A 23,741-nucleotide genomic window follows, 5' to 3' on the forward strand; every position below is an offset into this window, starting at 1 on the left:
GAGGCATACCATGTCGGATACCCGCCCCGCCCCGGCGTTTGGGGGCGAGAGCCTTTTGTTCTTGACCGACGAACAGTTGCGGCAGGGGATCGAGGCCATGTTCTTCGCCTATCGCGGCTTTACTGCCGACCCCGATCGCATCCTGACCGAAATGGCCTATGGACGGGCGCATCACCGGGCGATTCACTTTATTAACCGCGCGCCGGGGACCACGGTCAACAACCTTCTGGCTATACTCGGCGTGACAAAACAGTCTCTGAACCGGGTTTTGCGCACGCTGATCGAGGACGGTCTAGTCGAAAGCCGGGTCGGGTCTGTGGACAAACGCGAAAGACACCTATTTCTGACAGAACAGGGCAAGGCGTTAGAGGCCAAGCTGTCCGAGGCCCAGCGCGTTCGAATGCGGGCCGCGTACAAAGAAGCGGGGCCCGAGGCTGTGTCAGGGTTTCGTAAAGTGCTTGAAGCAATGATGGATACTGATATGCGTCATGCCTACACGAAACTGCGGGATACCACCTCATGAGCGATATGGACGCCCATCTGCTGATCGTCGACGATGACGAGCGTATTCGTGATCTGTTGAAGAAGTTTCTGATGCGGAACGGGTTTCTGGTGACGGCCGCGCGGGATGCGGCCCATGCGCGGCGGGTGTTGTCGGGGTTGGATTTCGACATGATCGTTCTGGATGTGATGATGCCGGGCGAGGATGGTGTCAGCCTGACCAAGGCCCTGCGCGAGACCCACGCGACACCGATCCTGCTGCTGACCGCACGCGGCGAGACCGAGCACCGTATTGCAGGGCTTGAAGCAGGTGCGGACGACTATCTTGCCAAGCCATTCGAGCCGAAAGAGCTGTTGCTGCGGATCAACGCGATCCTGCGGCGGATGCCGGAAACGCCGGCGCAAGATACCGCGGCGAAAATCCTGCACCTTGGCCCGATCCGCTATGACATTGAGCGGGGAGAGATGTGGCAAGGCGAAGACCCGGTGCGTCTGACCGCGACGGAAAGCCAATTGATGAAGATCTTCTCAGCTCAGCCCGGAGAGCCGATCAGCCGCGCCAAACTGGTCGAGGATCTGGGGCGCGACAAAGGGCAGGCGCAGGAACGCGCGGTGGATGTGCAGATCACGCGTCTGCGTCGCAAGATCGAACAGGACCCGAAGCAGCCGCGTTACCTGCAGACCGTCCGCGGCGCTGGATACATGTTGGCACCGGATTGATTTAGCCGCTGCGCGGCATTTTCTTGCCTTCGGCGAGGATATTTTTGGCCAGATGAAGATGGGATCCCGATGACAACCGCCCTTTTGACCCATGCCGATTGCCTTGATCACGTGACACCGCAAGGCCACCCCGAACGGGTGGCGCGGTTGGAGCATATTCTTCACGCGCTGGAAGGATTGGACCTGAAACGCGTGACAGCCCCAATGGCGGCCGATGACGACCTTTTGCGCGTGCACCCGGAAAGCCATATTCGTGACATCCGAGATAGAAGGCCGGAGGACGGCTTTTCCCAGATCGATGGCGATACGTTTATGTCGCCGGGGTCTGTGGACGCAGCCTACAGGGCAGCAGGCGCTGCCGTGCGCGCAGTGGACATGGTTTTGGGCGGCGAAGCGCCGAACGCGTTTTGCGCCATTCGCCCGCCCGGCCACCATGCCGAGACCGAAACGGCTATGGGATTCTGCCTGTTTGGAAACGCCGCGTTGGCCGCCAAACATGCATTGGATCATCATGGGTTGAAGCGTGTGGCCGTTGTGGATTTCGACGTGCACCACGGAAACGGCACGCAGGACCTGCTTTGGGATGAGCGACGTGCGCTGGTGATCACCAGCCAGCAGATGCCCTTGTGGCCCGGGTCGGGCCGCCCCGATGAAACGGGCGCATATGAAACGGTCCTGAATATACCTTTGGCCCCGGGTTCAGGCGGCGCGGAAATGCGCGCAGCTTATGAAACGCAGGCCTTCCCGCGTCTGCGCGCGTTCAAACCCGAGTTGATCATTATTTCGGCCGGGTTTGATGCCCATCAGGACGATCCGCTGGCCAATCTGAACTGGTCCACGGGCGATTTTGCCTGGGTCACGGCTGAGCTGTGCCAGATCGCCGATGAGCTGTGTCAGGGCCGTATCGTCTCGACTCTGGAAGGCGGGTATGATCTGAACGCATTGGCCGAGGCCACTCGTGCCCATGTGGAAGAACTGATGAAGGCAGCCAGATGACCGATACTCCTGTTGATCAGATGACATTCGAACAAGCGATGAAAGAGCTTGAGGCCGTTGTCGGCCAGTTGGAGCGTGGGGACGTGGCGCTGGATCAATCCATTGCGTTGTACGAGCGCGGTGCCGCGTTGAAAAAACGCTGCGAAGATGAGCTGAAGCGGGCCGAGGAAAAAGTGGCGGCAATCACGTTGGACGCCAACGGGCAGCCAACCGGGACGACCCCTGTCGAAGGTCAGTAAATGTTCAAGGAAATTCTGGCGCAGGACGCCGCGCGGATTCAGGCGCAGTTCGATCTGGTTCTGAGAGCGCTGGACGATCTGGATGTGACCCGCGCAATGGCATACGCCACGCAAGGCGGCAAAAGGCTGCGCGGGTTTCTTGTGTTGGAAAGCGCCAGGTTGCATGATGTCGACCCTGCGCAGGCGATCTGGCCCGCGACGGGGATCGAGGCGCTGCACGCCTATTCGCTGGTACATGACGACCTGCCGTGCATGGATGATGACGATCTGCGGCGCGGACGTCCGACCGTACATGTGGAATGGGATGAAGGGACTGCCGTTCTGGCCGGGGATGCCCTGCAGACTTTGGCTTTTGAGCTGTGCACCCGTGCCGAGGTTGGAAATGCCGAGGTGCGCGCCAATTTGGCTCTGACACTGGCCAAAGCGAGCGGCGCGCAGGGAATGGTATTGGGCCAGGCGCTGGACATTACGGCCGAGACAACACCTGACCCTCTGACACTTGAACAGATCACCCAACTGCAGGCCGGCAAAACCGGCGCGCTGATCGAGTGGTCGGCCTGTGCAGGAGCGCGGTTGGCCCTGGCCGATCCTGATCCCTTGCGCCGATATGCCCAAGCGCTTGGACTTGCTTTTCAAATCGCGGATGACATCTTGGATGTTGAGGGCGATGCCGAAAAAGCCGGGAAGCGCCTGCAAAAGGATGCCGATGCAGGAAAGGCCACGTTTGTATCCCTGCTGGGCCTGGACGCGGCGAAGGCTCGCGCGGCCCAACTGGTAGATCAGGCCTGTACCGCTCTGGATGGATACGGAGCACAGGCAGAAACCTTGAAGGACGCGGCCCGCTTCGTTATTGCCCGGGACAGCTAAGCCAGGAACGCCAAATGTCTGACCGCCCGAACACGCCCTTGCTGGATCTTGTGAACCGCCCTGCGGATCTCAAGCAGTTTTCGGACGCGCAGCTGCACCAAGTGGCGCAGGAGTTGCGGTCCGAGACGATCTCGGCCGTATCCGTCACCGGCGGACATCTGGGCGCAGGCCTTGGCGTGGTCGAACTGACCACCGCGCTGCATGCCGTGTTCGACACGCCGCGCGACAAGATCGTCTGGGACGTCGGGCACCAGTGTTACCCGCACAAAATCCTGACCGAACGGCGGGACCGTATCCGCACCCTGCGCATGAAAGACGGCCTCAGCGGCTTCACCAAGCGCAGCGAAAGTCCCTATGACCCGTTTGGTGCGGCGCATAGCTCGACCTCGATCAGTGCCGCGCTGGGTTTTGCTGTCGCCCGTGATCTGGGGGGAGTGACCCCCGAAGGTCTGGGCGACGCGATTGCAGTGATTGGCGATGGATCAATGTCTGCGGGTATGGCCTTTGAGGCGATGAACAACGCAGGCCACCTGGGAAAACGCCTGATCGTTATCCTGAACGACAATGACATGAGCATCGCCCCGCCGGTCGGTGCGCTGTCCAGCTATCTGTCACGGCTCTATACCGAGGCCCCGTTCCACGATCTGAAAGCCGCAGCCAAAGGCGCGGTCTCATTGCTGCCGGAACCGTTCCGCGAAGGGGCCAAGCGCGCCAAGGAAATGCTTAAGGGCATGGCGATGGGCGGGGCATTTTTTGAAGAACTGGGCTTTAGTTATATCGGCCCCATTGACGGGCACGATATGGATCAGCTGTTGCCAGTCCTGCGAACGGTCAAGGCGCGGGCGACCGGTCCGATCCTGATCCACGTACTGACGAAGAAGGGCAAGGGCTATGCCCCCGCCGAGCAGGCCCGCGACAAGGGACATGCCACGGCAAAATTCGACGTTGTCACCGGCGAGCAGAAAAAAGCTCCGTCCAATGCACCGTCATATACGTCTGTCTTTGGCAAAACGCTGGTCGAAGCGGCAGGCCGGGACGATAAGATCGTCGCCGTCACGGCTGCAATGCCGGATGGTACGGGCCTGAACCTGTTTGCAGAACGCTACCCCTCGCGCTGTTTCGACGTCGCAATTGCCGAGCAACACGGTGTCACCTTTTCCGCCGCATTGGCCGCTGGCGGCATGAAGCCCTTCTGCGCAATGTATTCGACCTTTCTGCAACGTGGTTACGATCAGGTCGTGCATGACGTTGCTATTCAGCGCCTTCCGGTGCGCTTTGCAATCGACCGCGCGGGTCTGGTCGGCGCAGACGGCGCGACCCATGCAGGATCGTTCGACATCGCCTATCTTGCCAACCTGCCCGGCATGGTCGTGATGGCCGCGGCGGATGAGGCCGAGCTGGTGCATATGGTGGCGACTGCCGCTGCATATGATGACGGCCCGATTGCATTCCGCTATCCGCGCGGCGAAGGGGTTGGCGTTGACCTGCCGGAACAGGGCGAAGTTCTTGAGATCGGCAAGGGACGCATCATCCAAAAAGGCGCGCGCGTTGCGCTGCTCTCGTTTGGCACACGGTTGGCAGAGGTGCAGAAAGCGGCTGAGGCCCTGGCTGCGCGCGGAATCACTCCGACCATCGCGGACGCCCGTTTCGCGAAACCCCTGGATCGCGACCTGATCCTTGATCTGGCCGCCAACCACGAGGCGCTGATCACCATCGAAGAAGGTGCCATCGGCGGCTTTGGCAGCCATGTTTCACAGCTATTGGCGAATGAAGGCGTATTCGATCAGGGTCTCAAGTACCGCTCGATGGTCCTGCCCGATATTTTTATCGACCAGGCCAGCCCTGCGGATATGTATGCCGTTGCCGGGATGAATGCCGAGCAAATCGAGGCCAAGGTGCTGGCGGTTCTCGGTGTCGCCACCATCGGTGAGAAACGCGCTTAAAGCGCAGAGTTGAGCGCCCTGGGTGAGACGCAACCAAAACGGGGCAGGCGCCGCGAGGCCAGCGCCGCAGGCGCGCGATCCCCAAGTGGTTGCGTTCGAATGCTTTCTTGGCAAAGTTTCAGAGTCCGTAGATTGGAAGTGAGTCCCTGGGAACACAGAACGGGTTCTCGTCCCGGCGCGACATTTCTGCCAGCCCGCTTTTTTGTTAGGTGTTCAAAAAACGAAAATTCCACCCTTTGAGCAGGCGGGCGGATGAGAAAGATGATGGCAGCGCTGGCGGCGCTCACTCTGGCGAGTGTTCCGGCAGCGTCAAAAGAGATACAGGTCGGCAATGATCGGGGCGGACGGATCGTGGATCGCATGGTCCAGATCGAAATTGCCAACCGGACCCAGGCACAGTTTCGGATTACCGGAGATTATTGCCACTCCAGCTGTACCATGCTGTTGGGGGCAGATGACGTCTGCGTGTCCCCGAAAACAGTGTTCGGGTTCCATGGACCCCACCGTGCAAACCGTACAAAAATGACCACAGATGAGTTCGACAGAAAAAGCGTCTCGCTGTCCAGATATTACCCCAGTCCGGTCAAAAGCTGGTTCATGTCCAAGGCCAGATTCGCAGGCCCGAATGAACTTTTGTATGTATCTGGCGAATACCTGATCGGCCTCGGCATAAAGGAATGCGCCTGAGCGTCGAAGGCAAAAAGATCAGTCGGGCAACCCGGCATGGCTTCAGTGAGATTGAGAAAAGTGGTGCCTCAAGAGAGCATTTTATCTAAAATAGTTCATAAGTATATGAAAATAAACATTATCGCAAGGCCCTCAGTTTCCCTGTGTCGCGTTTTGTGTCACCTTCATTGAGGCTAGTGGACCTGATTTTAAGTCTTCTGACATCTTCGGTGTAAACGAAGCGTTTTTCAGAGGGTTCGTCACCTCAAAAGGCGAGTTAACATTCGCTGCGCCGAATGCGTCAGTGTGCCGTGAGCCCATTGCTGCTGTTGCCAGCCTACTTGGCTGCTGCGCTTGCGCTCGTCCAGTTCGGTTGCATTGCAGACGTTCGAGGTTTGGGTAACGAACTCACAGGACGCGGACTTAGCTGCCTTCCGAGCTTGAAAGCCCAACGTCCGTTCAACAAATCACCACACCCGCTAACGACATCCGTTCTTCGGCGCTTTCCGTCGGGGCGGCTGAGAGAGTCCCATCCTTCACGACGGTGACGTGATAGCCTCGATTTCTGGCCGCCAGCGCCGTCTTTTGGACACAGTAATTCATGTCCAAACCAACAAGACGTAGCCTGCCGACGTCGCGACTCTCAAAAAGAGCATCCAGTTCGCCCGTTTCGAATGCATCCTGCACGCGCTTAACAAGCACATGGTCGGGTAGTGATGTGAAAGCCTCGGCAATTTCTGTCCCGGCGCTGCCTTCTAGTGCTTGCCCTTTCATCATGAGCCTCGCTACCGTCTTTGTAGAAGGGATCGACCATTCCTGACGCACGGCGATGATGGGATTGCCTTGCGCACGCGCAGCTTCTGCTTCCGCAAGAATGACGGCTGCGGCGGCTTCTTTTGCAGCCTTCGAGTAAGGACCGCATTGCCAGAATATTGACTGTAGATCGATCAGCAGAAGTGCTGATCCATTCCGGTCCGGTATCGTTTCTCCAACACTGACCGCGCCAATGCGTCTTATACCGTTGCCGAGCCAGAGTATGAGTAGCAAGACGGCAGCGGCCAAGAAAACACCGAGAGTCATTCGCTCTCTCCTGCTTGGGTTTTTAGTCTGTCCGCCACTGCGAGCACGACCTCAAGCGCCGTGGAAATTTCTTCACTGCTTAGGCTCGAACCAACCCTCTCCATAAGCTTCAATTCGTTCGAAATGATCTCTTCAATGAGGGTACGACCATGATCGGTCAACGCCAGGATTGGAGAGCGTTTGTGGCGAGGATTTGGGCGTTGCTCGACCAGGCCTGATGCCAGCGTTTCATTGCACATTATCTGAACGTATTGCCGTTTGATTTCGAGCCTTGCAGCAATCTCTGGGACGGTCTGCTCTCCATATTTGTCCAGCATCTCCAGAACGGCCCGCATACGGACTGTAAGGTTTGTTCCAACTAAACCCGCTTCAACGCAAGCTTCCGCGGCCTGCATCAAGGGGCGTGACATCCAAATCAACTGGTGAAGGTGCTTTTGTTTCATAATGACAATATACATGTCATTATGACAACTAAAATGTCAATTCTCAGATAATTCAGACTTTGGTGTATTGTGCAGCATTCGATGCTTTGGGCTCTCCCCCGCCATTCTCTGCATGCGGGATCAATGCCTGTTGTCAGTAGGTTGGCCGACATCACATCAAGCTGCCACTACTTCTGAGCGATTCCTTAGGGTTTGTGTCGCTAGTTCGCCGTACTTTGTGCTCCTTTTCCGAACACACGACGGACCAATTCAAGAGGAGAATTCCACAGAGAAGTGTTAGGAACAAATCTGACTATGGCAGCCGGTAATCTCGCACCGGTTTTGCCAATGTGGAGAAGTGGGAAGGAGTGAAAATGACCAGCGAAGCGGGCGCAGCAGTCAGAACTATTGCTTGAAGCTACTTGCTCACCGCCTATTCCCACGGATTGCCCGAATTGTGCTAGTGTGTAGATCGAATAAGCAAGCATCTGAGGCGGGTATGGAAATTAATCCAATCACCGGAACATTCGGAGCTGAGATTTCGGGGATCGATCTGTCCTCTGAGATATCGGAGACACTAGCGGAGGCTTTGCGTGATGCGCTGGCCAAGCATCTGGTAATTGTCATGCGCAATCAGCCACTAGGCCCCGACCAACAGCAGGTGCTGACCCGGGTTTTCGGTGAGCCATCGGTCAACCCCTACGCGCCAGGGCCAGATGCACACCCAGAGATGACATCAATAATAAAAGAGGCGGATGAACGTACCGGAGTGTTTGGAGGCGGCTGGCATACCGATCTGAGTTTTCTTGATAACCCGCCGGGCGGCTCAGTGCTGGTAGGGATCGACATTCCGCCTTATGGCGGCGACACAATGTTCTGCAGCCAACAAGCTGCTTGGGACAGCCTGCCGGAAGCCATGAAAGACCTTCTGGAAAATCGCGATGCGATCCATGTGGGAAAGCCATATGGAATTAGATGGGCCCCACCGGTTGAAGAACAAGCGATGAAAGAGTCGACCAAACGAAATGACCCCGATGCAGATCGCGAGCGTTTCCACCCAGCCGTCATGATCCATCCGGTGACAGGCCGAAAGAGCCTTTATATCAATCCAACCTACACGCACCGGTTGGACGGCCTGACCGAGGCACAAAGTTCACCGATATTGAACCAGTTGTTTGAACATTGCACACTGCCGGAACACTGCCTGCGACTGCGTTGGAGCAAAGATATGGTGGCAATTTGGGACAACTATTCAACCCAGCACTACGCGATCAACGACTACCACGGTTTCCGGCGCGAAATGCGTCGCGCGACGTTTCAAAGCGCAGGCATCGACGCCTGGCGCGGCAAAACATCGGCGCGAGCATCCTGAAGGCGATATTCCCGTTGAGCCATCAGATTGTGCTGCTGTGCGGAGGTTGCTGCAATCTACTTGCTTATTATGAACAGCCAGACGACACATAACCTATGTCCAGAGAAGCTGACCAAATCATAGGTTTGTATCGTCGACACGCACAGGCTTGGGCCCATCTTCGAGGCTCGGAGCTTCAAGAAGAGGTTTGGCTCGAAAAATTCGTTCAACTACTACCTCCCAGTGGTTCAGTTTTGGACATCGGCTGCGGTTCTGGAAAGCCAATTGGTCAATATCTGTTTGATAAAGGTTGCGCGGTCACTGGAATCGACTCCTCTCCTGAGTTGATCGAGATTTCGCGAAGAAACTTACCAGAGTGTGACTGGTTGATTTCAGATATGCGTGACCTGCAACTAGACAGGAAATTCAATGGCATCATGGCGTGGAATAGTAGTTTTCATCTGACACCAAATGGTCAACGCCAAATGTTCCCGGTCTTTGAACGGCATGCCACGCCTGCGGCCGCGCTTATGTTCACAAGCGGACCAAGCCACGGAATTGCAATTGGTGAGTTTGAGGGGGAAGCTCTCTACCACTCCAGTCTAGATAGCGAAGAATATCGTGCATTGCTGGACGGGCACGGCTTCGATGTCATAGATCACATCGTCGAGGATGAGCGTTGCGGTCTACATACGGTTTGGCTCTGTCGATACAGGGATACTGCTTGAGGTCGGATAGGCACATCACCGACAACTTTGCTCATGTGTTCATGAAGAACTCTGATCGAGAAGCCTGTCCCATAGCAAGCGCCAGTTCCCTTGTTGGTCCAACCTAGGATCGAGTTTCGGATTTCCTGCGGAACCTCGGCTTCCCGCAATCTGTCTTGCATACTATGACGCAAGCAATGGGAAGTTTTTTTATCTTTGTCTTCGATCTGTAACCCATCCAACCACTTGTTGATTGTGTTTGAAGCATGGACCGCCAAATTTTCCGGTGGGGAAGCATTAAGATTGATGTAGCGAGGGAACAGGAAGCCCTTGTTGGTGCCTTTCTGAGCGCGTTTAGCTGCCCACAACGCAGTGCCGACTAATAGAACCAACCGGGTTGAAGGGGCTGTTTTGAGCGAACGTACCTCAAATTCCTTAAGAATGACATGAGGATATTGCCCGTCGAGAACCAAATCCTCCACCCTTATCGCAACGGCTTCGGCCATTCTCATACCTGTGTCGGACAGGATGGCAACAATCCAACGGACGTCATCGTCACTGTCAAAACAAGCCCGCTGAATCAGTCGTACTTCAACATTAGTGTAGGGCAGCTTGTTCTTTCGATCTTTCCCTTTCTCTGGGATTAGTAGTGACTTGAAGATTTCCCGATCCTGCAATTCAAATTCACGGCAGATCGTCGAAAAATGGGGCGTATGTCGTTCAGGCGTCGAGTAACCGTGTCCGTCTTGTTCTCCCGTTCCTCAAGGAGATACCGCACAAAGCCAATCGCATGTGTTCGTGTATAGCGATCAACGGGCAGGTCTCCACACACGGATATGAAATAGTTGACCACACGGGAACGGCCAATTCCTTGCCGACTCTCCGGGTCTTCCCCTGTCAACTCAAAGTACCTTTTCAGCCCTTCTGATAGGAACATCGGGGGTTTCTCCCCAAAGAACAAATCGGCTGCTCGTCTGTGGATTAGCGGAAGGTCGTTTTGCCAGTTTTCTCGCTGGTCTTCAGGCCGAAAGGTACCCGCCTTAATGCGTAGATCATCCAGAAAATTATCTACCTGAAGTTCATCGCCAGTGTACTCAACGGATTGTCCGGGTCTGAGGCCGTAAGTGTCCAGCATAGCAATTGCAGCCGAAATGACTTCTGGGCCTGCTGCAACTTCACCGTTTTTGACGCTTTTCCAAAACTCATCTTGTTCTGTGGCCTTTCTGTGGGCCAAAGCTGCCGCCTCTTTGCGGTCTTTCATTTGAAGGGAGAAGTAGATTTCGTTCCGCTTGTTTAGCTTTGGGTAGTGCTTTCGAACCTCTTGGGAAACTCGCCTGCGGAAGTACCAAACGCCATTTGGGTTCTTCTGTTCGATGTATCAGGCCATTACCAGAATCGCTGCTGCTTCGAAGATGATCAGGGGCATTATGGCACCCCTCGCGTCACCATTTGTGTCACCTCTAAAGGGTCACATTTCCCGTGAAAACCCTTATTTTTATGATGTTTTTGCGAAAGCACTGGTGCCTCAAGAGGGACTCGAACCCCCGACCTTGTCCTTACGAAGGACCTGCTCTACCAGCTGAGCTATTGAGGCAAGCGAAGGTCCGTTTAAACCTTCGTTCGAATGCACGCAAGCCTCGTTCTGCGCGATTTCTTTGTGCTGATCCCACATGACAAACGGCGTCGGTATCCAGTTTCCAGTGTGAACTTTTTGTAACGGTGCCGATTGTGGGTTGCTGTTTGATCTGTATTTCAATATTTCATGAAATATGATAGAAGAGATCACCAACCAACTGTCCATTCTGGGCCACCCGCAGCGTATTTCTGTGTTTCGCATGTTAATGCGACGGTTTCCTGACACCGTTCCGGCCGGAGAGCTGGCGGAGGAGCTTGGGATCAAGGCAAGCACCTTGTCGAACTACCTCAACGCGCTTCAGCGGTCGGGGCTGGTGAAACAAGAGAGGTCGGGAACGTCTCTGCTCTATTCGATTGAAATGAACAACGTGCAGCAAATGCTCGACTTTCTGATCGTCGATTGCTGCCGTGGTCGCCCTGATATCTGCATGCCCTTTTCCAAAGGAACTGAGACCATGACTGATCGGAAGTTCAACGTATTGTTTTTGTGCGTCGGCAATTCTGCCCGCTCGATCTTTGCCGAATCCCTGCTGCGTTCGCTGGGCAGCGATCGGTTCAACGTCTATTCAGCTGGGACGCAACCTTCATCCGAGCTCAACCCATTTGCCGTGCAAGTCCTAAGCGACAAGGGGCACGACACATCGGTTCTGCGATCCAAACATATGTCCGAGTTTGCAGAACCCGGCGCGCCCGAGATGGATTTCGTTTTCACCGTCTGCAATCAGGCCGCGAACGAGGAATGCCCCGCGTGGGAAGGCCAACCGATCAGCGGCCACTGGGGCATGCCCGACCCGGTTAAGGCCGAAGGCACGGACGCAGAGAAAAGTCTTGCCTTTCAAAACGCTTACGGTGCGCTCAAGCGCCGGATCGAGGCGTTTACCTCTTTGCCGGTCGAAAGCCTTGACCGGATCGCCTTGCAATCTGCTGTCGATGAAATCGGCAGAAAGTCTATCGAGGACACAAAATGACCACTTACGCGGTAAACGGCCTGGGCCGGATCGGAAAACTGGCCCTGAAGCCGTTGCTTGAAAAAGGGGCGAAAATCGCCTGGATCAACGATGGCGTTGGCGACCCAGAGATGCACGCGCATCTGCTGGAGTTTGACACCGTGCACGGGCGTTGGGATGCCACGTTTGACCATGACGCCGACAGCGTCACGATCAACGGCACCCGCCTGCCATTCATTGGTACCAAGGACCTCAACGAACTGCCGCTGGACGGCGTCGATGTGGTGATTGACTGCACAGGCGTCTTCAAGACCGAGGCCAAGTTGGCGCCCTATTTTGAGGCTGGCGTGAAGAAGGTTGTCGTCTCGGCCCCGGTCAAAGATGGCCCGACCGCTAATATCGTCGTGGGCGTCAATGACGGCACCTATGATCCCGCCGTCCACCAGATCGTCACGGCGGCATCCTGCACCACGAACTGTCTGGCCCCCGTCGTCAAGGTGATCCACGACAACCTGGGCATTCGCCACGGGTCCATGACCACCATCCATGACGTGACCAACACCCAGACCATCGTGGACCGCCCTGCAAAGGACCTGCGCCGGGCGCGGTCGGCGCTGAACTCCCTGATCCCGACCACCACAGGCTCGGCCACCGCGATCACGCTGATCTATCCCGAGCTCAAAGGGCGGCTGAACGGCCATGCGGTCCGTGTACCACTGCTGAACGCCTCGCTGACCGATTGCGTGTTCGAAGTTGAACGCGAAACCACGGTCGAAGAGGTGAACGGGTTTTTCCAGGCCGCAGCAGAAGGCGAGCTGAAGGGCATTCTGGGCTATGAAACCCGCCCGTTGGTGTCGACCGACTACACCAATGACGAACGCTCTTCCATCGTGGATGCACCGTCGACCATGGTGGTGAACGGCACGCAGGTGAAGATCTATGCCTGGTATGACAACGAGATGGGTTATGCCCATCGTCTGGTCGATGTTGCCTTGATGGTCGGAGCCTCGTTGTGACCGACCGGCCCGAAGGTTTGTCGGCCTATATTGCGGTCACGGCGGCCTATTGGGCCTTTATGCTGACCGATGGGGCCCTGCGTATGCTGGTGCTGCTGCACTTTCACACGATGGGGTTCTCGCCGGTGCAGCTGGCTTACCTGTTTGTTCTCTATGAAATCGCAGGCATGGGCACCAATCTGGCTGCCGGCTGGATCGCCGCGCGCTTTGGGTTGACCTCAACGTTGTATGCAGGCTTGGCACTACAGGTCGGAGCCCTTCTGGCCCTGACTCAACTAGACCCTAATTGGGCGATTCCGGCCAAAGTGGTCTTTGTCATGATCGTCCAAGGGGCCAGCGGTGTGGCCAAAGATCTGGCCAAGATGTCCTCGAAATCTGCCGTGAAACTGCTGGCCCCCACAACGGGCGGCGGGCTGTTCCGTTGGGTTGCCGTGCTGACCGGGTCGAAGAACGCGGTCAAGGGTCTGGGCTTCCTTCTGGGTGCTGGCTTGCTGGCGACGGTGGGCTTTGTGTGGGCGACTCTGGCTATGGCGATCGTGCTGGCGGTCATTCTGGTCGCCGTCTTCGTATTGATGCCCCCCGGCTTGCCCAAAGGGCGCAAAGGCGCGAAATTCTCCGAGGTGTTTTCGAAATCACCCAACGTGAACTGGCTGTCGGCGGCGCGCGTGTTCCTGTTCGGCGCACGGGACGTGTGGTTCGTGGTCGGTATCCCGATCTATTTCTACGCCGTCCTCTCCGACGGCACCGAAGAGGGCAACCGCGCCGCGTTCTTCATGATCGGCACCTTCATGGCCGTTTGGGTCATCCTCTACGGTGCCGTTCAGGCCAGCGCCCCAAAGATCCTGCGCGCAACCGAACGCACAGAAAGGGAACTCATCCACGCAGCGCGCAACTGGGCCGCCGCCCTGTTTTGTGTGCCTGCTGCCTTGACGGTTGCGGTTCTGCTGTCTTCCGGCCCCGAGACGTGGCTGACCATCACTCTGGTCGTGGGCCTTCTGGCCTTTGGGGCCATCTTCGCGGTCAACTCATCGCTGCATTCCTACCTGATCCTGGCCTTCACCAAGTCCGAGCGTGTGACGATGGATGTAGGCTTCTACTACATGGCCAATGCGACTGGCCGTTTGGTCGGAACGGTCCTGTCTGGTCTGACCTACCAAATCGGCGGGCTGCCCCTGGTTCTGGGCACAGCCGCCGTTATGGTGGCCTTGGCCGCCCTGACATCCGGCAAGCTGACCGATCAGCCCAACGAGGCGTATACATGAGCATTTTCGAACGGTACCTGACCGTCTGGGTCGCCCTCGCGATGGTTGGCGGCGTCCTGATTGGGCTGGCGGCCCCTGGTTTGGTTCAACTTGTCGCTTCGGCCGAAGTGGCCAGCGTCAACCTGGTGGTAGCCCTGCTGATCTGGGCCATGGTCTATCCGATGATGGTCGGCGTCGATTTTGGCGCCGTCGCAGGCGTTGCACGCCAACCCCGCGGGTTGATCGTGACATTGGTGGTCAATTGGCTGATCAAACCCTTCACCATGGCCTTTTTGGCTGTTCTGTTCTTTGACTACGTCTTCGCGCCTTGGATTGAGCCCGCCGACGCAGCCCAGTACACCGCCGGGCTGATCCTTTTAGGTGCCGCACCCTGTACCGCGATGGTGTTCGTCTGGTCGCAACTGACCAAGGGCGACGCGACCTATACGCTGGTACAGGTTTCCGTAAACGACCTGATCATGGTGGTGGCCTTTGCGCCCATCGTAGCCTTCCTGCTGGGCGTGACCGACATCCAGGTTCCGTGGCAGACTCTGGTTCTGGCAACTGTGCTTTATGTGGTGCTGCCCCTCATCGCCGGTCTGATCACCCGCAAGAAGCTTGGCTCGCAAGAGGCCATCGACGCCTTCTCAGCTCGCGTCAAACCCTGGTCGGTGATGGGGTTGATCGCCACCGTCGTCATCCTGTTCGGCCTGCAGGGCCAAACGATCTTGGCCAAACCACTGGTCATCGTACTGATCGCAGTACCAATCCTGATCCAGAGTTATGGCATCTTTGCCCTGGCTTATGGCGCGGCCTACGCCCTGAAAGTTCCGCACCGGATCGCCGCGCCCTGCGCCATGATCGGTACGTCCAACTTCTTTGAACTGGCTGTCGCCGTCGCCATCAGCCTGTTCGGCCTGAACTCGGGCGCTGCATTGGCTACAGTTGTAGGGGTGTTGGTTGAAGTGCCAGTCATGCTGTCTCTGGTCGCATTCGCCAACCGCACGCGGACAAAGTTCCAGGTGAGTGCTGCGCGCCCTCAACCATGACAGTAAAATTCCTTCTATAACTCTGGAGCAGAGTGTTTTTTGTAAGATTGCCTATCTTGGGAGAGGTCGCACGCTCGTTGTGAACCCTTTGTTTGAAACTGGGCAAACGGCCAAACTCGTTCGGTAAATGAAAGTGTCAAAAGCCCCGCAAAAGCGGCGGTTGCAGTTGCGAGAACGTGCCATTGACCCTGAGAGGCAATGACAATAAGTCTTGCCTCACAGTAGTCTTTTGGACAACGATTTCAGTCTCTGCCTCTATTCCGAGCCCATCCAACGACCATCGGGCATCAGGTACAGGCAACTGGGTCGAAGGAAAGCGCGCGAACAATGATAAAAACCGACGTATTCGTTGGCGTTTGCTATCACAAAACTGCACCAGTCATAAAAACGGAAGTACTTCGACCGATTCAAGTGGGCGCAGCTCTAACTGATCAAGTGCTTGATTTTGCCCTACAGGACAATACCGGCAACAACATTTCACACAAGAACAAGCAATGGTGTGAACTGACTGCCGCGTATTGGATGAGACACAATGTCGACGCCCAGTACTATGGGCTCATGCATTACCGACGTCTTCTGGCGGTCTCCCCTAAGATCAAATCGGACAGATCTTTTGTCTCGGCTGGGGCGAAAGACTATCAGAAGTTCGGATGGAATGACCAATTGATCCGAGATGAGATGTCGAAAACGGACATCCTGACACCGCCGACATACAGCATTTATCCTGTTGGCCTTCCAGACTGCATCATGACAAACTACAACATGTATGCGCGGGACCATTTTATTCGCGATCTTGACGCATGTATTGATGCTAGCCGAAACGCAGATCAGCAGGTTTTCCCATACCTGCTTCAAACTCTAAAGGACACAAAGACCCGTTTCGGCAATATCTTCGTAATGAAGCGGGATCTATTCTTTGAGTACACGGATTGGATGTTCGGTATTCTAGAAGAAACCGAGCGAAAGCTGGACACTGCCCGGTACGACCCTTATCAGGCTCGGGTCATCGGTTTTTTAGCGGAGCGATTGACTGAAGCGTATTTCCGTTATGCAGCTTCTGTGCATGGATCCAATATCACAGAGAAGCGTCTCGTATTTTTGGCCAAACGCCCCCAGCCCGCCCGGTTGACCCAAGCGCTGTCCGAAGCAAAGACATGCGTGGAGCACAAAAAGAGGTCCAATGAGGCATCTCTGACGCCGATCAACGTCGCATTTGCAATTGATGAAGGGTATGCCGAACATGCCGCGGCCTCATTGCATTCAGTTTTATTGAGTGCTGTTCAGTCAGAAAGATACCACAGTTACTTTTTTCACAAAGGCGATCTCAGCAAGACTTCCCGCCAATGGCTTCAAGACATCGCAGACAGATATTGCGCAAACGTCTCATTTATCAAAGTACCCGTAGACGATTTGCGCTGGTTACCAATGAACCGCCCGCATATCTCTTTGACTACGTACTATCGACTGGTCATGCACAAGTACTTACCAGACAACGTGCATCGCATCATCTACCTGGATGCCGATACACTTGCTATTAAACCTCTTGAAGAGCTTTGGGATGTAAATTTGGATGGCTGTATAATAGCGGCCGCCCCTGACGAAGGCGGTGCTGCGCAAAACCGCCGGCTTAAGCTGAGTACCAAACACAAATACTTCAACGCCGGGGTTCTGGTGCTGAACGTTGAACAGCTCCGTGTGTTCGACCTCAAAACTCAGGTGCTTCGCGCATTTGAGGACCGTGGAGAATTCATCACTCTTCAGGATCAGGACCTACTGAATATCATCTTCGAGAATAGTGCCGCACCGCTGGACCTGAAGTGGAATGTGAACAACCGAATTTTCGTTAAGAATGAATTGGACCCGGCCTATTCAGACGATCAAGCTGCGGCAGCAGCGAAACAGCCTGGGATCCTTCACTTCACGGACTCGAAAAAACCGTGGCACAATACGTGTTACAATCCATTTTATGAGCTCTACTGGTTCCACAGGAGCTCTACACCCTGGGCAGAGTCGCGACCCGCAAAGTTCAAACGAGTTTTGAAACGCAGCCTTTGGTGCCGTCTGAACAAAAGATATCGCCAAAACCTGAGTGACGCCCAAGACGTCCCGGCGCAGCGTTGATGCGCCCGTCGCATATCCTGGATTCCAAGTGCTGCAAACGAGACGATGCACTGTTTGTCCCATCACCTTAATCCCGCCGCCTTTTCAAAGGCTTGAATGTGTTCATTTTTGCTCGGATGTGGCATTGTATATCCTACGTGTTTTCAAGCAGATGAATTGCAACCCCAGGTTGAATCGTCGTTGATCAGTCATTGCTATTTGTGTCGCAATCTGATTTTAAGCGGCCACACCGCAAAGGTGTGAAAAACCGTTCAGAATGTGTTGCGCAAACCCTAAAACGGATCAGGTGAAACTTGGCAGTATTTGTTTGGCGATCATCAGCCACACGAACAATCTTCAAAAATCGATAGTGGGAGACCTCGGGTAACAGCATGGAAAAAACTCGGGATGTTAAAAACCGTTCCAAGCGGGTAATCGGCGCAGATATTCATCTGACAGAAGGTAGGGAACGGATTTCAGAACTACTTTCCTTGCTGCAATATCTAAGATCGTACAACGAAGATTGGCAGCTGGCACTGACCGGATTTCGAGACCGCAGCTGTGACTATCTTGTCTGGAATGACGTCGAAGACCGAGGCCTTGGGCAATCGGTCACTTACCTCCCCTACACAGACTATTGCCGCCGGTTTCCATTTCAAAAAAGATACGCCGACCTTTGGTTTGATAACCAGTCATCCGTCAGTGATATTCGGGCGCAGAAACACCTTGCGCTAGAAAATCCAAGCTACAGCCGTACAGTCTTGTTCGTCACTTATATGCACCCTTGGAAACCCGAGGGGAACTCAAGACTTATGCTGGATTGGCTAGAACAATTCCGAGCGGCTGGGTACAGAATACACTTGCTTTACTATGCGGGTGATGCGCCCGGCACTGTAACGCCACAAATGCGCTCGGCTGCCCGGGAGATGTGCGACGTCTATCTGGAAGTTCCGGTCACTTCGAACATGGTCGGCTGGAACAACAATGGCCTGAACGTAAACGTTGACGATTGGTGCGGCCCAGAGCTTCTTGATGAAGTATCAAATTTGGCTCGCAAATTCTCATACGATATGGCCTTTGTGAATTACGCCTTTCTGTCTGCTGTGCTTGATCGGGTTGCTGCTTATACACACAAGGTGCTTTTAACGCACGATCGCTTTGAGAACCGAAATAAGAGGCTACTCGAACAAGGCCTTTCCGAGTCTGCTTGGATGAGTCTCACGATGGAGGGTGAAACGCTTGCGAGCGAGCGAGCTGACTCTGTCATCGCATTGCAATCGGATGAAGCAGAGTATTTCCGTGAACTGGTTTCAGATCCGGAAAAAGTGCGGGTGATTTCTCCTGTTTTACCGTGGCAGCCTCAACCTGCCAAACAGGCGCATCCGAAGCTGCGTATTGGGTATTTTGGCTCACAAAACTGGATTAACGAGCAAAACCTGGGCGACTTCATGTCCGAATGGATGAAGCTTCCGGAACTTCGTAACAACAGTGAGTTCGTACTTGCTGGTGGTGTTTGCGAGCAGCTCGACAGATTTATCGAAGCCTCTGTTTTAAAAGCCGCAAAACCTCGCCTCCTTGGTAAAGTTGAGGACCTAAACACGTTCTTCAAGGAATGCGACATTGTCATCAATCCGGAACGAGGAGGAACGGGGCTGAAAATCAAGAGCCTCGAAACAATGTCACATGGTATGCCATTGTTAAGCACCGCCGCGGGTACTGTAGGTTTCGGCAGCAATAGCATATACCATTCGTCGGAAGACATAAGCCAACTGGTCGTTCGCGTTGCAGAAATTGCTGCAAACAGGGAACTGGTAAAAACTGCGGAGCAAGAAACGCGAAGCGTTTATGAAAACTATTTTGAACGGAGCAAGACCGCTGTGTCAGAATTGATCGGGACCGATGCGTCAAAAACTAGTCTGATTCCAGCAAAGCAGGATTGGCCACCAAAGCCACGCCATGTCCAAATTCGCTCAACACCGTATGTGAACGAGAACGCGGCGGACTATCATTTCGATCAGTTCAGGACTGTCGCCCAACGGGTTGATCTCAAAGGTAAGCGAGTTCTTGAAATTGGCAGCGATTACCATCTGATCAGCGCGCGACTATTTGTCGAAAATGGTGCGAAATCCGTCACTGCGACAAATATTGGCGATTGGAAAAGCGACGAACCACTTCCCGAAGGCGTTACCTTCCGCGTCGGTGATATGGGCCAGATGGACCTCGAAGAGGGTGGTTTTGATCTGATCTACGGTATCGCGATCCTAGAACACATCCCTGACTTCAAAGGCGTTGTAGATGCATGCAAACGCTTCCTGGCACCGGATGGCGTGATTTACCTTCAGGGTTGCCCAATGTGGGGTGGATCAATTGGCCACCATGTCTGGTTTGAACCGCAAAACAGCGAAGACATGCGCATTCGTTTTGCAGCCGGCGGGTCAAAAACCAGCACAAGCATGATGTATCGGTTCACAGACAAAGAAGCCAATCCAATTCCGGATTGGTCACATTTGACACATTCTCCCTCGGAACTCGCCGATATGCTCGCGCGTGACGGTGTCCCGGAAGATCACGCAAACGGCATTGTTGACTATGTCTACAATCTTTCAGGGGACGCAATCGGGTCTTGCTCAAATTTCAAAACTGCTAGCGAAATCGTCAATGCATTTCGTCCAGACTTTGACGTTGCAGCCGAGTCTTGGGCATTCGAAGAAGAGAAGAACGAGCACTACGTAGAAGCGCGCAAAAAATATAGTCACTACGACCTTGATACTATTGGAGCCGAACTCTGGATGCGACACCCTGAAGAACGAGAAAAGTTGGAGCTCAATTCACCCAAAGTTTCAATTATTGTACCAATCTACAATATGGAAGCTTATCTTGGAGAGTGTCTCGACAGCATTCGCGCTCAGGATTATCCATCGATCGAAGTCATTCTGGTGAATGACAAGTCTACCGACGGCTCATTTCCCATTGCTGAGCGAGCGTCTATTGACGATGATCGCATCAAACTGGTCAATCACACAGAGAATTGCGGCCTAGGTATCAGCCGCAACACGGGCGTTCGCGAAGCAACGGGCGAGTATCTGTTCTTCTTGGATGCAGACGATGTGCTGTCTGGCCCGTCCGCAATCCGTGATCTGGTGAATACGGCCCGCTCGACAAATAGCGAGATCGTCGTTGGCCGTGCGAACAGGTTCACGACTGGCAAAGACGCCGAACCTTTTGACGAAGTCCATGAAAGCAAATCAAGCCAGAGCGAAAAAACCAGCTACTCGGGTATTGAGGCATTTCATGCAACGTTTGGGCAAAGCGATTCAGGTTATCTGCCGATGCGTGCATGGGGTTACCTGTTCAAGGCCGACCTATTCAAGCGCGCGAAGCTGGCCTTTCCAGCAGGCGCTCATGAAGACGTCGGAATTGTCCCAGTTCTCTGTTATCTCTCAAATCAAGTGTTTTACCTCAAAGAGCCTGTCGTAAACTACAGGTTCAGGCCTGAGAGTATCTCAAACACCGTCTGGGACGGTGGCAAAGCAAGCGATCTCCTGCACGTATGGCGTCATTTCAAAGAGATGCTAACAGCATTTGGACTGGAAGAGGAAATTGGTTATTCCGCATTGCTTACTGCACAACAAGCTATGTGGAAAATCCAAATAAACTCTGTACCGCCCGAAGAGCGCCGCGAAGTATGCGCCAATCTTGGGCAGATTTTGAGCGACGCAACAAACGTAAAATCGAAGAATACACTGGTTAGTGTTCTCGATCACTTTACCGAGACAATGGATCGTTTGGATGCCTCGGAAGAGCTTCGCCGAACCGCGCTCGGCATGCTGCCGACAGATACTGTGATTAACTACTATCGCGAAAAGCTTGCCCCAGGCTCGTCAGTTATGGCACCCCAATCGGGTGACCAAGTCTCTGAGGATAGTTTCCAACAGAAGTTCCTTGAAAACGACACCAAGGCAAATGACCTTCTGAATCAGTACCAACTGTATACGGACAACACCTCGAAGAACTATCCCAGCATGCTGACAGAAGCCGACAAGGCGGTCTACTATGACGCTGGTCGGACGTATCGCGGCCTGGGGACTATCGTGGACGGTGGTTGTTTTGTTGGCGGCACGACGCACCATTTGGTTCAGGGCCTCAAGCACAACCTGAAGTTCGAAATGAACGACCCCCGACTCGACAAGATCATAAAAGTCTATGATCTGTTTCTGATCGATGAAGACTATATTCGCGACCACCTGCAAAGGAACTTTCCAAAAAAGACCTTCAAGATAGGTGAGAGTTTCGAAGGCGTGTTCCGCGAGCAGATGTCGGCCGACGAACAGTTTTTGGAAGTGTTCCCTGGCGATGTCATGAAATCCGGGTACACCTTCGAGGAACCAATCGAGATTTTGGGTGTGGACTTGTGCAAGGCGTTGCCTGTCACAGATTACGTCGTCAGAAACTTTTTCCCACGCGTGATTCCAGATGGGCTGGTTCTGCAACAGGACTTCATTCACGAATTTCATCCCCACATTCACCTATCGATGTTGCGCCTAGACGATTTCTTTGACCTTGAAGCAGAGATGAAATGGGGTGGCAGCGTTACATTCCGACTAAAGAAGGAAATCACGCCACAGGTAATTGAGGAACGGTTTGGAAAGGATGATTCTTGGTTTAAAGACGCCGAGACGAACATAGGGCTGTTGGAAGACTTGATCTCTCGGACGTTCTACGATGAGAACCGCTGGGTAATGATATTGACGCTTGGATTTTACTATTGGTCCATTGGTCAGCAGGAAAAAGCAAAAGAAACATATGAGCGTGCTGTTCGTGAGTTCCCGCAATTCACACCGAGCGACATAACCAAAGGTCACCTTTACAATGAGTGATGCCGAGAATCCTCAAACAAAGATAGCTCGAGAAGCGCTGGAGTTACTTGACGCAGTCCCAGAGACTCCTACCGGCAACAGATACCTTTCTGAGGCAGAAGCCCGCGACATAATCAATGAGATGCTGGAGGATTTGACCGAGGGCACTGTTGAGCATACTTATTTGTCGGGTCACCAAAAAAGGTTGGCAGAAACTCTTTCAGTCATACCCAAGGCGCCACATGAGAATGCGGCCTTTTTGGATATCGGCTGCTTCGGTTACTTTGGCTACTGGGCAAAGAAATATCTCGGTTACGGCCACATCGTCGGAACCGAAATGCCGCTTGATACTGGAGAGCCCAAGTCCACACGAGAAGTTTCTTGCAAGGGTGAAACCGTTAAATTCGAAGTGTTTCACTTCAATTTGACGGAAGCGGAATGGCCAGATATCGGCCAGTTCGATACTGCTATTTGTCTGGAAGTTCTGGAACACGTTGACCATGACCCTTCTGGTGTCATGTGCCGACTACGCGGCCACATGAAGCCAGATGCAAACTTGGTTTTTTCGGTACCCAATTGTGTGTCTTACAAGTCATTGTCAGAGTTCCTGTCCGGCATGCCTCCATGGACCTATTGGTTCTATAATCCGGATCTGTCTCACGAACCGCGGCACTCGCTGGAATACACGCCGTTTTTGGCATCACTTGTTCTGCGCGCGGCGGGTTTCGATCTGCAATCTCTTAAGACGATAAATGCTTACGGAGATCCAGACTCTGTTGCTGAAATCTACGAAATTGGAGAGTCTCTGGGGTCGGATCCTCGGATGTTTGGCGATACGATCATCACATCGGCCTCCATATCGGAAGGCGAACCGCCGGTTCGTTTCCCGGATGCAATTTACAGTGGCGAGGGATACTACAAATCGACCTGGCCACTAATCGACAAGATAAAGAGGGCAAAAGTGGAAAAAACTAGCTCGCACAAAACTCCGCAAGATGCGGAAAACCTTGAAAGAAAGATTGATGAACTGAAGTTGGCTTTGGAAAGGGCCACCTCGGATGCTCGCCGTAAGGAGCTTCAGATCCAAGAACTGACCTATCTGTTGCATGCTGCTGACCGCCGCCCGCCGGAAACGATCAACACCCCAACAGACAACCGGGCTCTTCTGCTTTATAGATTGCTTTCTCCAACCCGCATCCAGTTTCTTGCAGAACGTGGATCCCTGCCCGAGGAGACCAATTGGAAGCGTCAAATGATCAGACATCCGCTCCGTGTTTCGGAATGGAAGGGCTTAAAGCGACTGCTGCGTCGTGTTGAACGTGGTGAATACAAGGGCGAAGTTGACCGACTCTAAGCCGTCAACTTGCAACCTGTGTCTGTCCCTTAGGCACTACATCCAAAGGGA

The 23,741-nt window shown here is 54.1% G+C and carries 20 protein-coding genes and 1 tRNA gene; 16 read left to right on the plus strand and 5 right to left on the minus strand.

The features are described from left to right. Nucleotides 1-10: 10 nt before the first annotated feature. The 7 genes from J7416_RS09000 to J7416_RS09030 all read left to right on the plus strand — a co-directional run bounded on the left by J7416_RS09000 (nt 11) and on the right by J7416_RS09030 (nt 5,953). Nucleotides 11-523, plus strand: a complete 513-nt coding sequence (locus J7416_RS09000) for a MarR family transcriptional regulator (RefSeq protein WP_209224375.1) — start codon at nt 11-13, stop codon at nt 521-523. Next, a complete protein-coding gene (locus J7416_RS09005) occupies nt 520-1,221 on the plus strand; it encodes a response regulator (RefSeq protein ID WP_209224376.1) in 702 nt (233 codons plus the stop codon). Before J7416_RS09000 ends, J7416_RS09005 begins: the two co-directional genes overlap by 4 nt. A gap of 69 nt (nt 1,222-1,290) precedes the next feature. Next, nucleotides 1,291-2,217 (plus strand): histone deacetylase family protein, encoded by a 927-nt coding sequence (locus J7416_RS09010; protein WP_209224377.1) that lies wholly within the window; start codon nt 1,291-1,293, stop codon nt 2,215-2,217. Beyond that, nucleotides 2,214-2,456 carry an exodeoxyribonuclease VII small subunit gene (locus tag J7416_RS09015; RefSeq protein ID WP_058272726.1) on the plus strand — a complete coding sequence of 81 codons (243 nt, stop codon included), beginning with the start codon at nt 2,214-2,216 and terminating at the stop codon, nt 2,454-2,456. Before J7416_RS09010 ends, J7416_RS09015 begins: the two co-directional genes overlap by 4 nt. Then, nucleotides 2,457-3,323 (plus strand): polyprenyl synthetase family protein, encoded by an 867-nt coding sequence (locus tag J7416_RS09020; RefSeq protein ID WP_209224378.1) that lies wholly within the window; start codon nt 2,457-2,459, stop codon nt 3,321-3,323. Between the two features lie 14 nt (nt 3,324-3,337). Next, the gene (dxs, locus tag J7416_RS09025) at nt 3,338-5,266 is read left to right on the plus strand and encodes a 1-deoxy-D-xylulose-5-phosphate synthase (protein WP_209224379.1); all 1,929 of its coding nucleotides are present in this window, start codon (nt 3,338-3,340) and stop codon (nt 5,264-5,266) included. A gap of 252 nt (nt 5,267-5,518) precedes the next feature. Continuing rightward, a complete protein-coding gene (locus J7416_RS09030) occupies nt 5,519-5,953 on the plus strand; it encodes a hypothetical protein (RefSeq protein WP_209224380.1) in 435 nt (144 codons plus the stop codon). A 438-nt stretch (nt 5,954-6,391) separates the two neighbouring features. Here J7416_RS09030 and J7416_RS09035 read toward each other — a convergent pair whose 3' ends face one another. Beyond that, nucleotides 6,392-7,012: a cysteine hydrolase gene (locus J7416_RS09035; protein WP_209224381.1), complete on the minus strand. Its 621-nt coding sequence runs from the start codon at nt 7,010-7,012 to the stop codon at nt 6,392-6,394. Continuing rightward, entirely contained in the window at nt 7,009-7,470 is a 462-nt protein-coding gene (locus J7416_RS09040; protein ID WP_247744183.1) for a MarR family winged helix-turn-helix transcriptional regulator, read from the minus strand. Before J7416_RS09040 ends, J7416_RS09035 begins: the two co-directional genes overlap by 4 nt. 376 nt (nt 7,471-7,846) lie before the next feature. Between J7416_RS09040 and J7416_RS09045 the strand changes: the two genes are divergently transcribed. Beyond that, complete coding sequence (locus J7416_RS09045) at nt 7,847-8,806, plus strand: TauD/TfdA family dioxygenase (RefSeq protein ID WP_209224382.1); 960 nt, start codon at nt 7,847-7,849, stop codon at nt 8,804-8,806. Nucleotides 8,807-8,901: 95 nt separating this feature from the next. Then, the gene (locus J7416_RS09050; protein ID WP_209224383.1) at nt 8,902-9,513 is read left to right on the plus strand and encodes a class I SAM-dependent methyltransferase; all 612 of its coding nucleotides are present in this window, start codon (nt 8,902-8,904) and stop codon (nt 9,511-9,513) included. On the opposite strand, the gene J7416_RS09055 is transcribed toward J7416_RS09050, so the two are convergent. The 3 genes from J7416_RS09055 to J7416_RS09065 form a co-directional block, all read right to left on the minus strand. Next, nucleotides 9,444-10,169 carry a tyrosine-type recombinase/integrase gene (locus tag J7416_RS09055; protein WP_209224384.1) on the minus strand — a complete coding sequence of 242 codons (726 nt, stop codon included), beginning with the start codon at nt 10,167-10,169 and terminating at the stop codon, nt 9,444-9,446. The genes J7416_RS09050 and J7416_RS09055 overlap by 70 nt on opposite strands. Then, nucleotides 10,136-10,867 (minus strand): DUF6538 domain-containing protein, encoded by a 732-nt coding sequence (locus J7416_RS09060; protein ID WP_348540260.1) that lies wholly within the window; start codon nt 10,865-10,867, stop codon nt 10,136-10,138. The genes J7416_RS09055 and J7416_RS09060 overlap by 34 nt, the downstream gene beginning before the upstream one ends. Before the next feature lie 143 nt (nt 10,868-11,010). Next, a tRNA-Thr gene (locus J7416_RS09065) sits at nt 11,011-11,086 on the minus strand. A 175-nt stretch (nt 11,087-11,261) separates the two neighbouring features. Here J7416_RS09065 and J7416_RS09070 point away from each other — a divergent pair. The 7 genes from J7416_RS09070 to J7416_RS09100 all read left to right on the plus strand — a co-directional run bounded on the left by J7416_RS09070 (nt 11,262) and on the right by J7416_RS09100 (nt 23,690). Then, complete coding sequence (locus tag J7416_RS09070; RefSeq protein WP_209224386.1) at nt 11,262-12,095, plus strand: helix-turn-helix domain-containing protein; 834 nt, start codon at nt 11,262-11,264, stop codon at nt 12,093-12,095. Further along, nucleotides 12,092-13,090, plus strand: coding sequence for an ArsJ-associated glyceraldehyde-3-phosphate dehydrogenase (locus tag J7416_RS09075; RefSeq protein ID WP_209224387.1), 999 nt, complete (start codon nt 12,092-12,094; stop codon nt 13,088-13,090). Before J7416_RS09070 ends, J7416_RS09075 begins: the two co-directional genes overlap by 4 nt. Continuing rightward, nucleotides 13,087-14,352: an organoarsenical effux MFS transporter ArsJ gene (arsJ, locus tag J7416_RS09080; protein ID WP_209224388.1), complete on the plus strand. Its 1,266-nt coding sequence runs from the start codon at nt 13,087-13,089 to the stop codon at nt 14,350-14,352. The genes J7416_RS09075 and arsJ overlap by 4 nt, the downstream gene beginning before the upstream one ends. Continuing rightward, nucleotides 14,349-15,380 carry an ACR3 family arsenite efflux transporter gene (gene arsB / locus J7416_RS09085; RefSeq protein ID WP_209224389.1) on the plus strand — a complete coding sequence of 344 codons (1,032 nt, stop codon included), beginning with the start codon at nt 14,349-14,351 and terminating at the stop codon, nt 15,378-15,380. Before arsJ ends, arsB begins: the two co-directional genes overlap by 4 nt. A 327-nt stretch (nt 15,381-15,707) precedes the next feature. After that, nucleotides 15,708-17,501, plus strand: a complete 1,794-nt coding sequence (locus J7416_RS09090; protein WP_209224390.1) for a DUF4422 domain-containing protein — start codon at nt 15,708-15,710, stop codon at nt 17,499-17,501. Nucleotides 17,502-17,872: 371 nt separating this feature from the next. After that, the gene (locus J7416_RS09095) at nt 17,873-22,357 is read left to right on the plus strand and encodes a glycosyltransferase (RefSeq protein ID WP_209224391.1); all 4,485 of its coding nucleotides are present in this window, start codon (nt 17,873-17,875) and stop codon (nt 22,355-22,357) included. Then, nucleotides 22,350-23,690 carry a class I SAM-dependent methyltransferase gene (locus J7416_RS09100; RefSeq protein ID WP_209224392.1) on the plus strand — a complete coding sequence of 447 codons (1,341 nt, stop codon included), beginning with the start codon at nt 22,350-22,352 and terminating at the stop codon, nt 23,688-23,690. The genes J7416_RS09095 and J7416_RS09100 overlap by 8 nt, the downstream gene beginning before the upstream one ends. Nucleotides 23,691-23,741: the final 51 nt, after the last annotated feature.

Origin of the sequence: Ruegeria sp. R14_0 (genome assembly GCF_017743975.1) — a bacterium.
Taxonomy (GTDB): domain Bacteria; phylum Pseudomonadota; class Alphaproteobacteria; order Rhodobacterales; family Rhodobacteraceae; genus Ruegeria.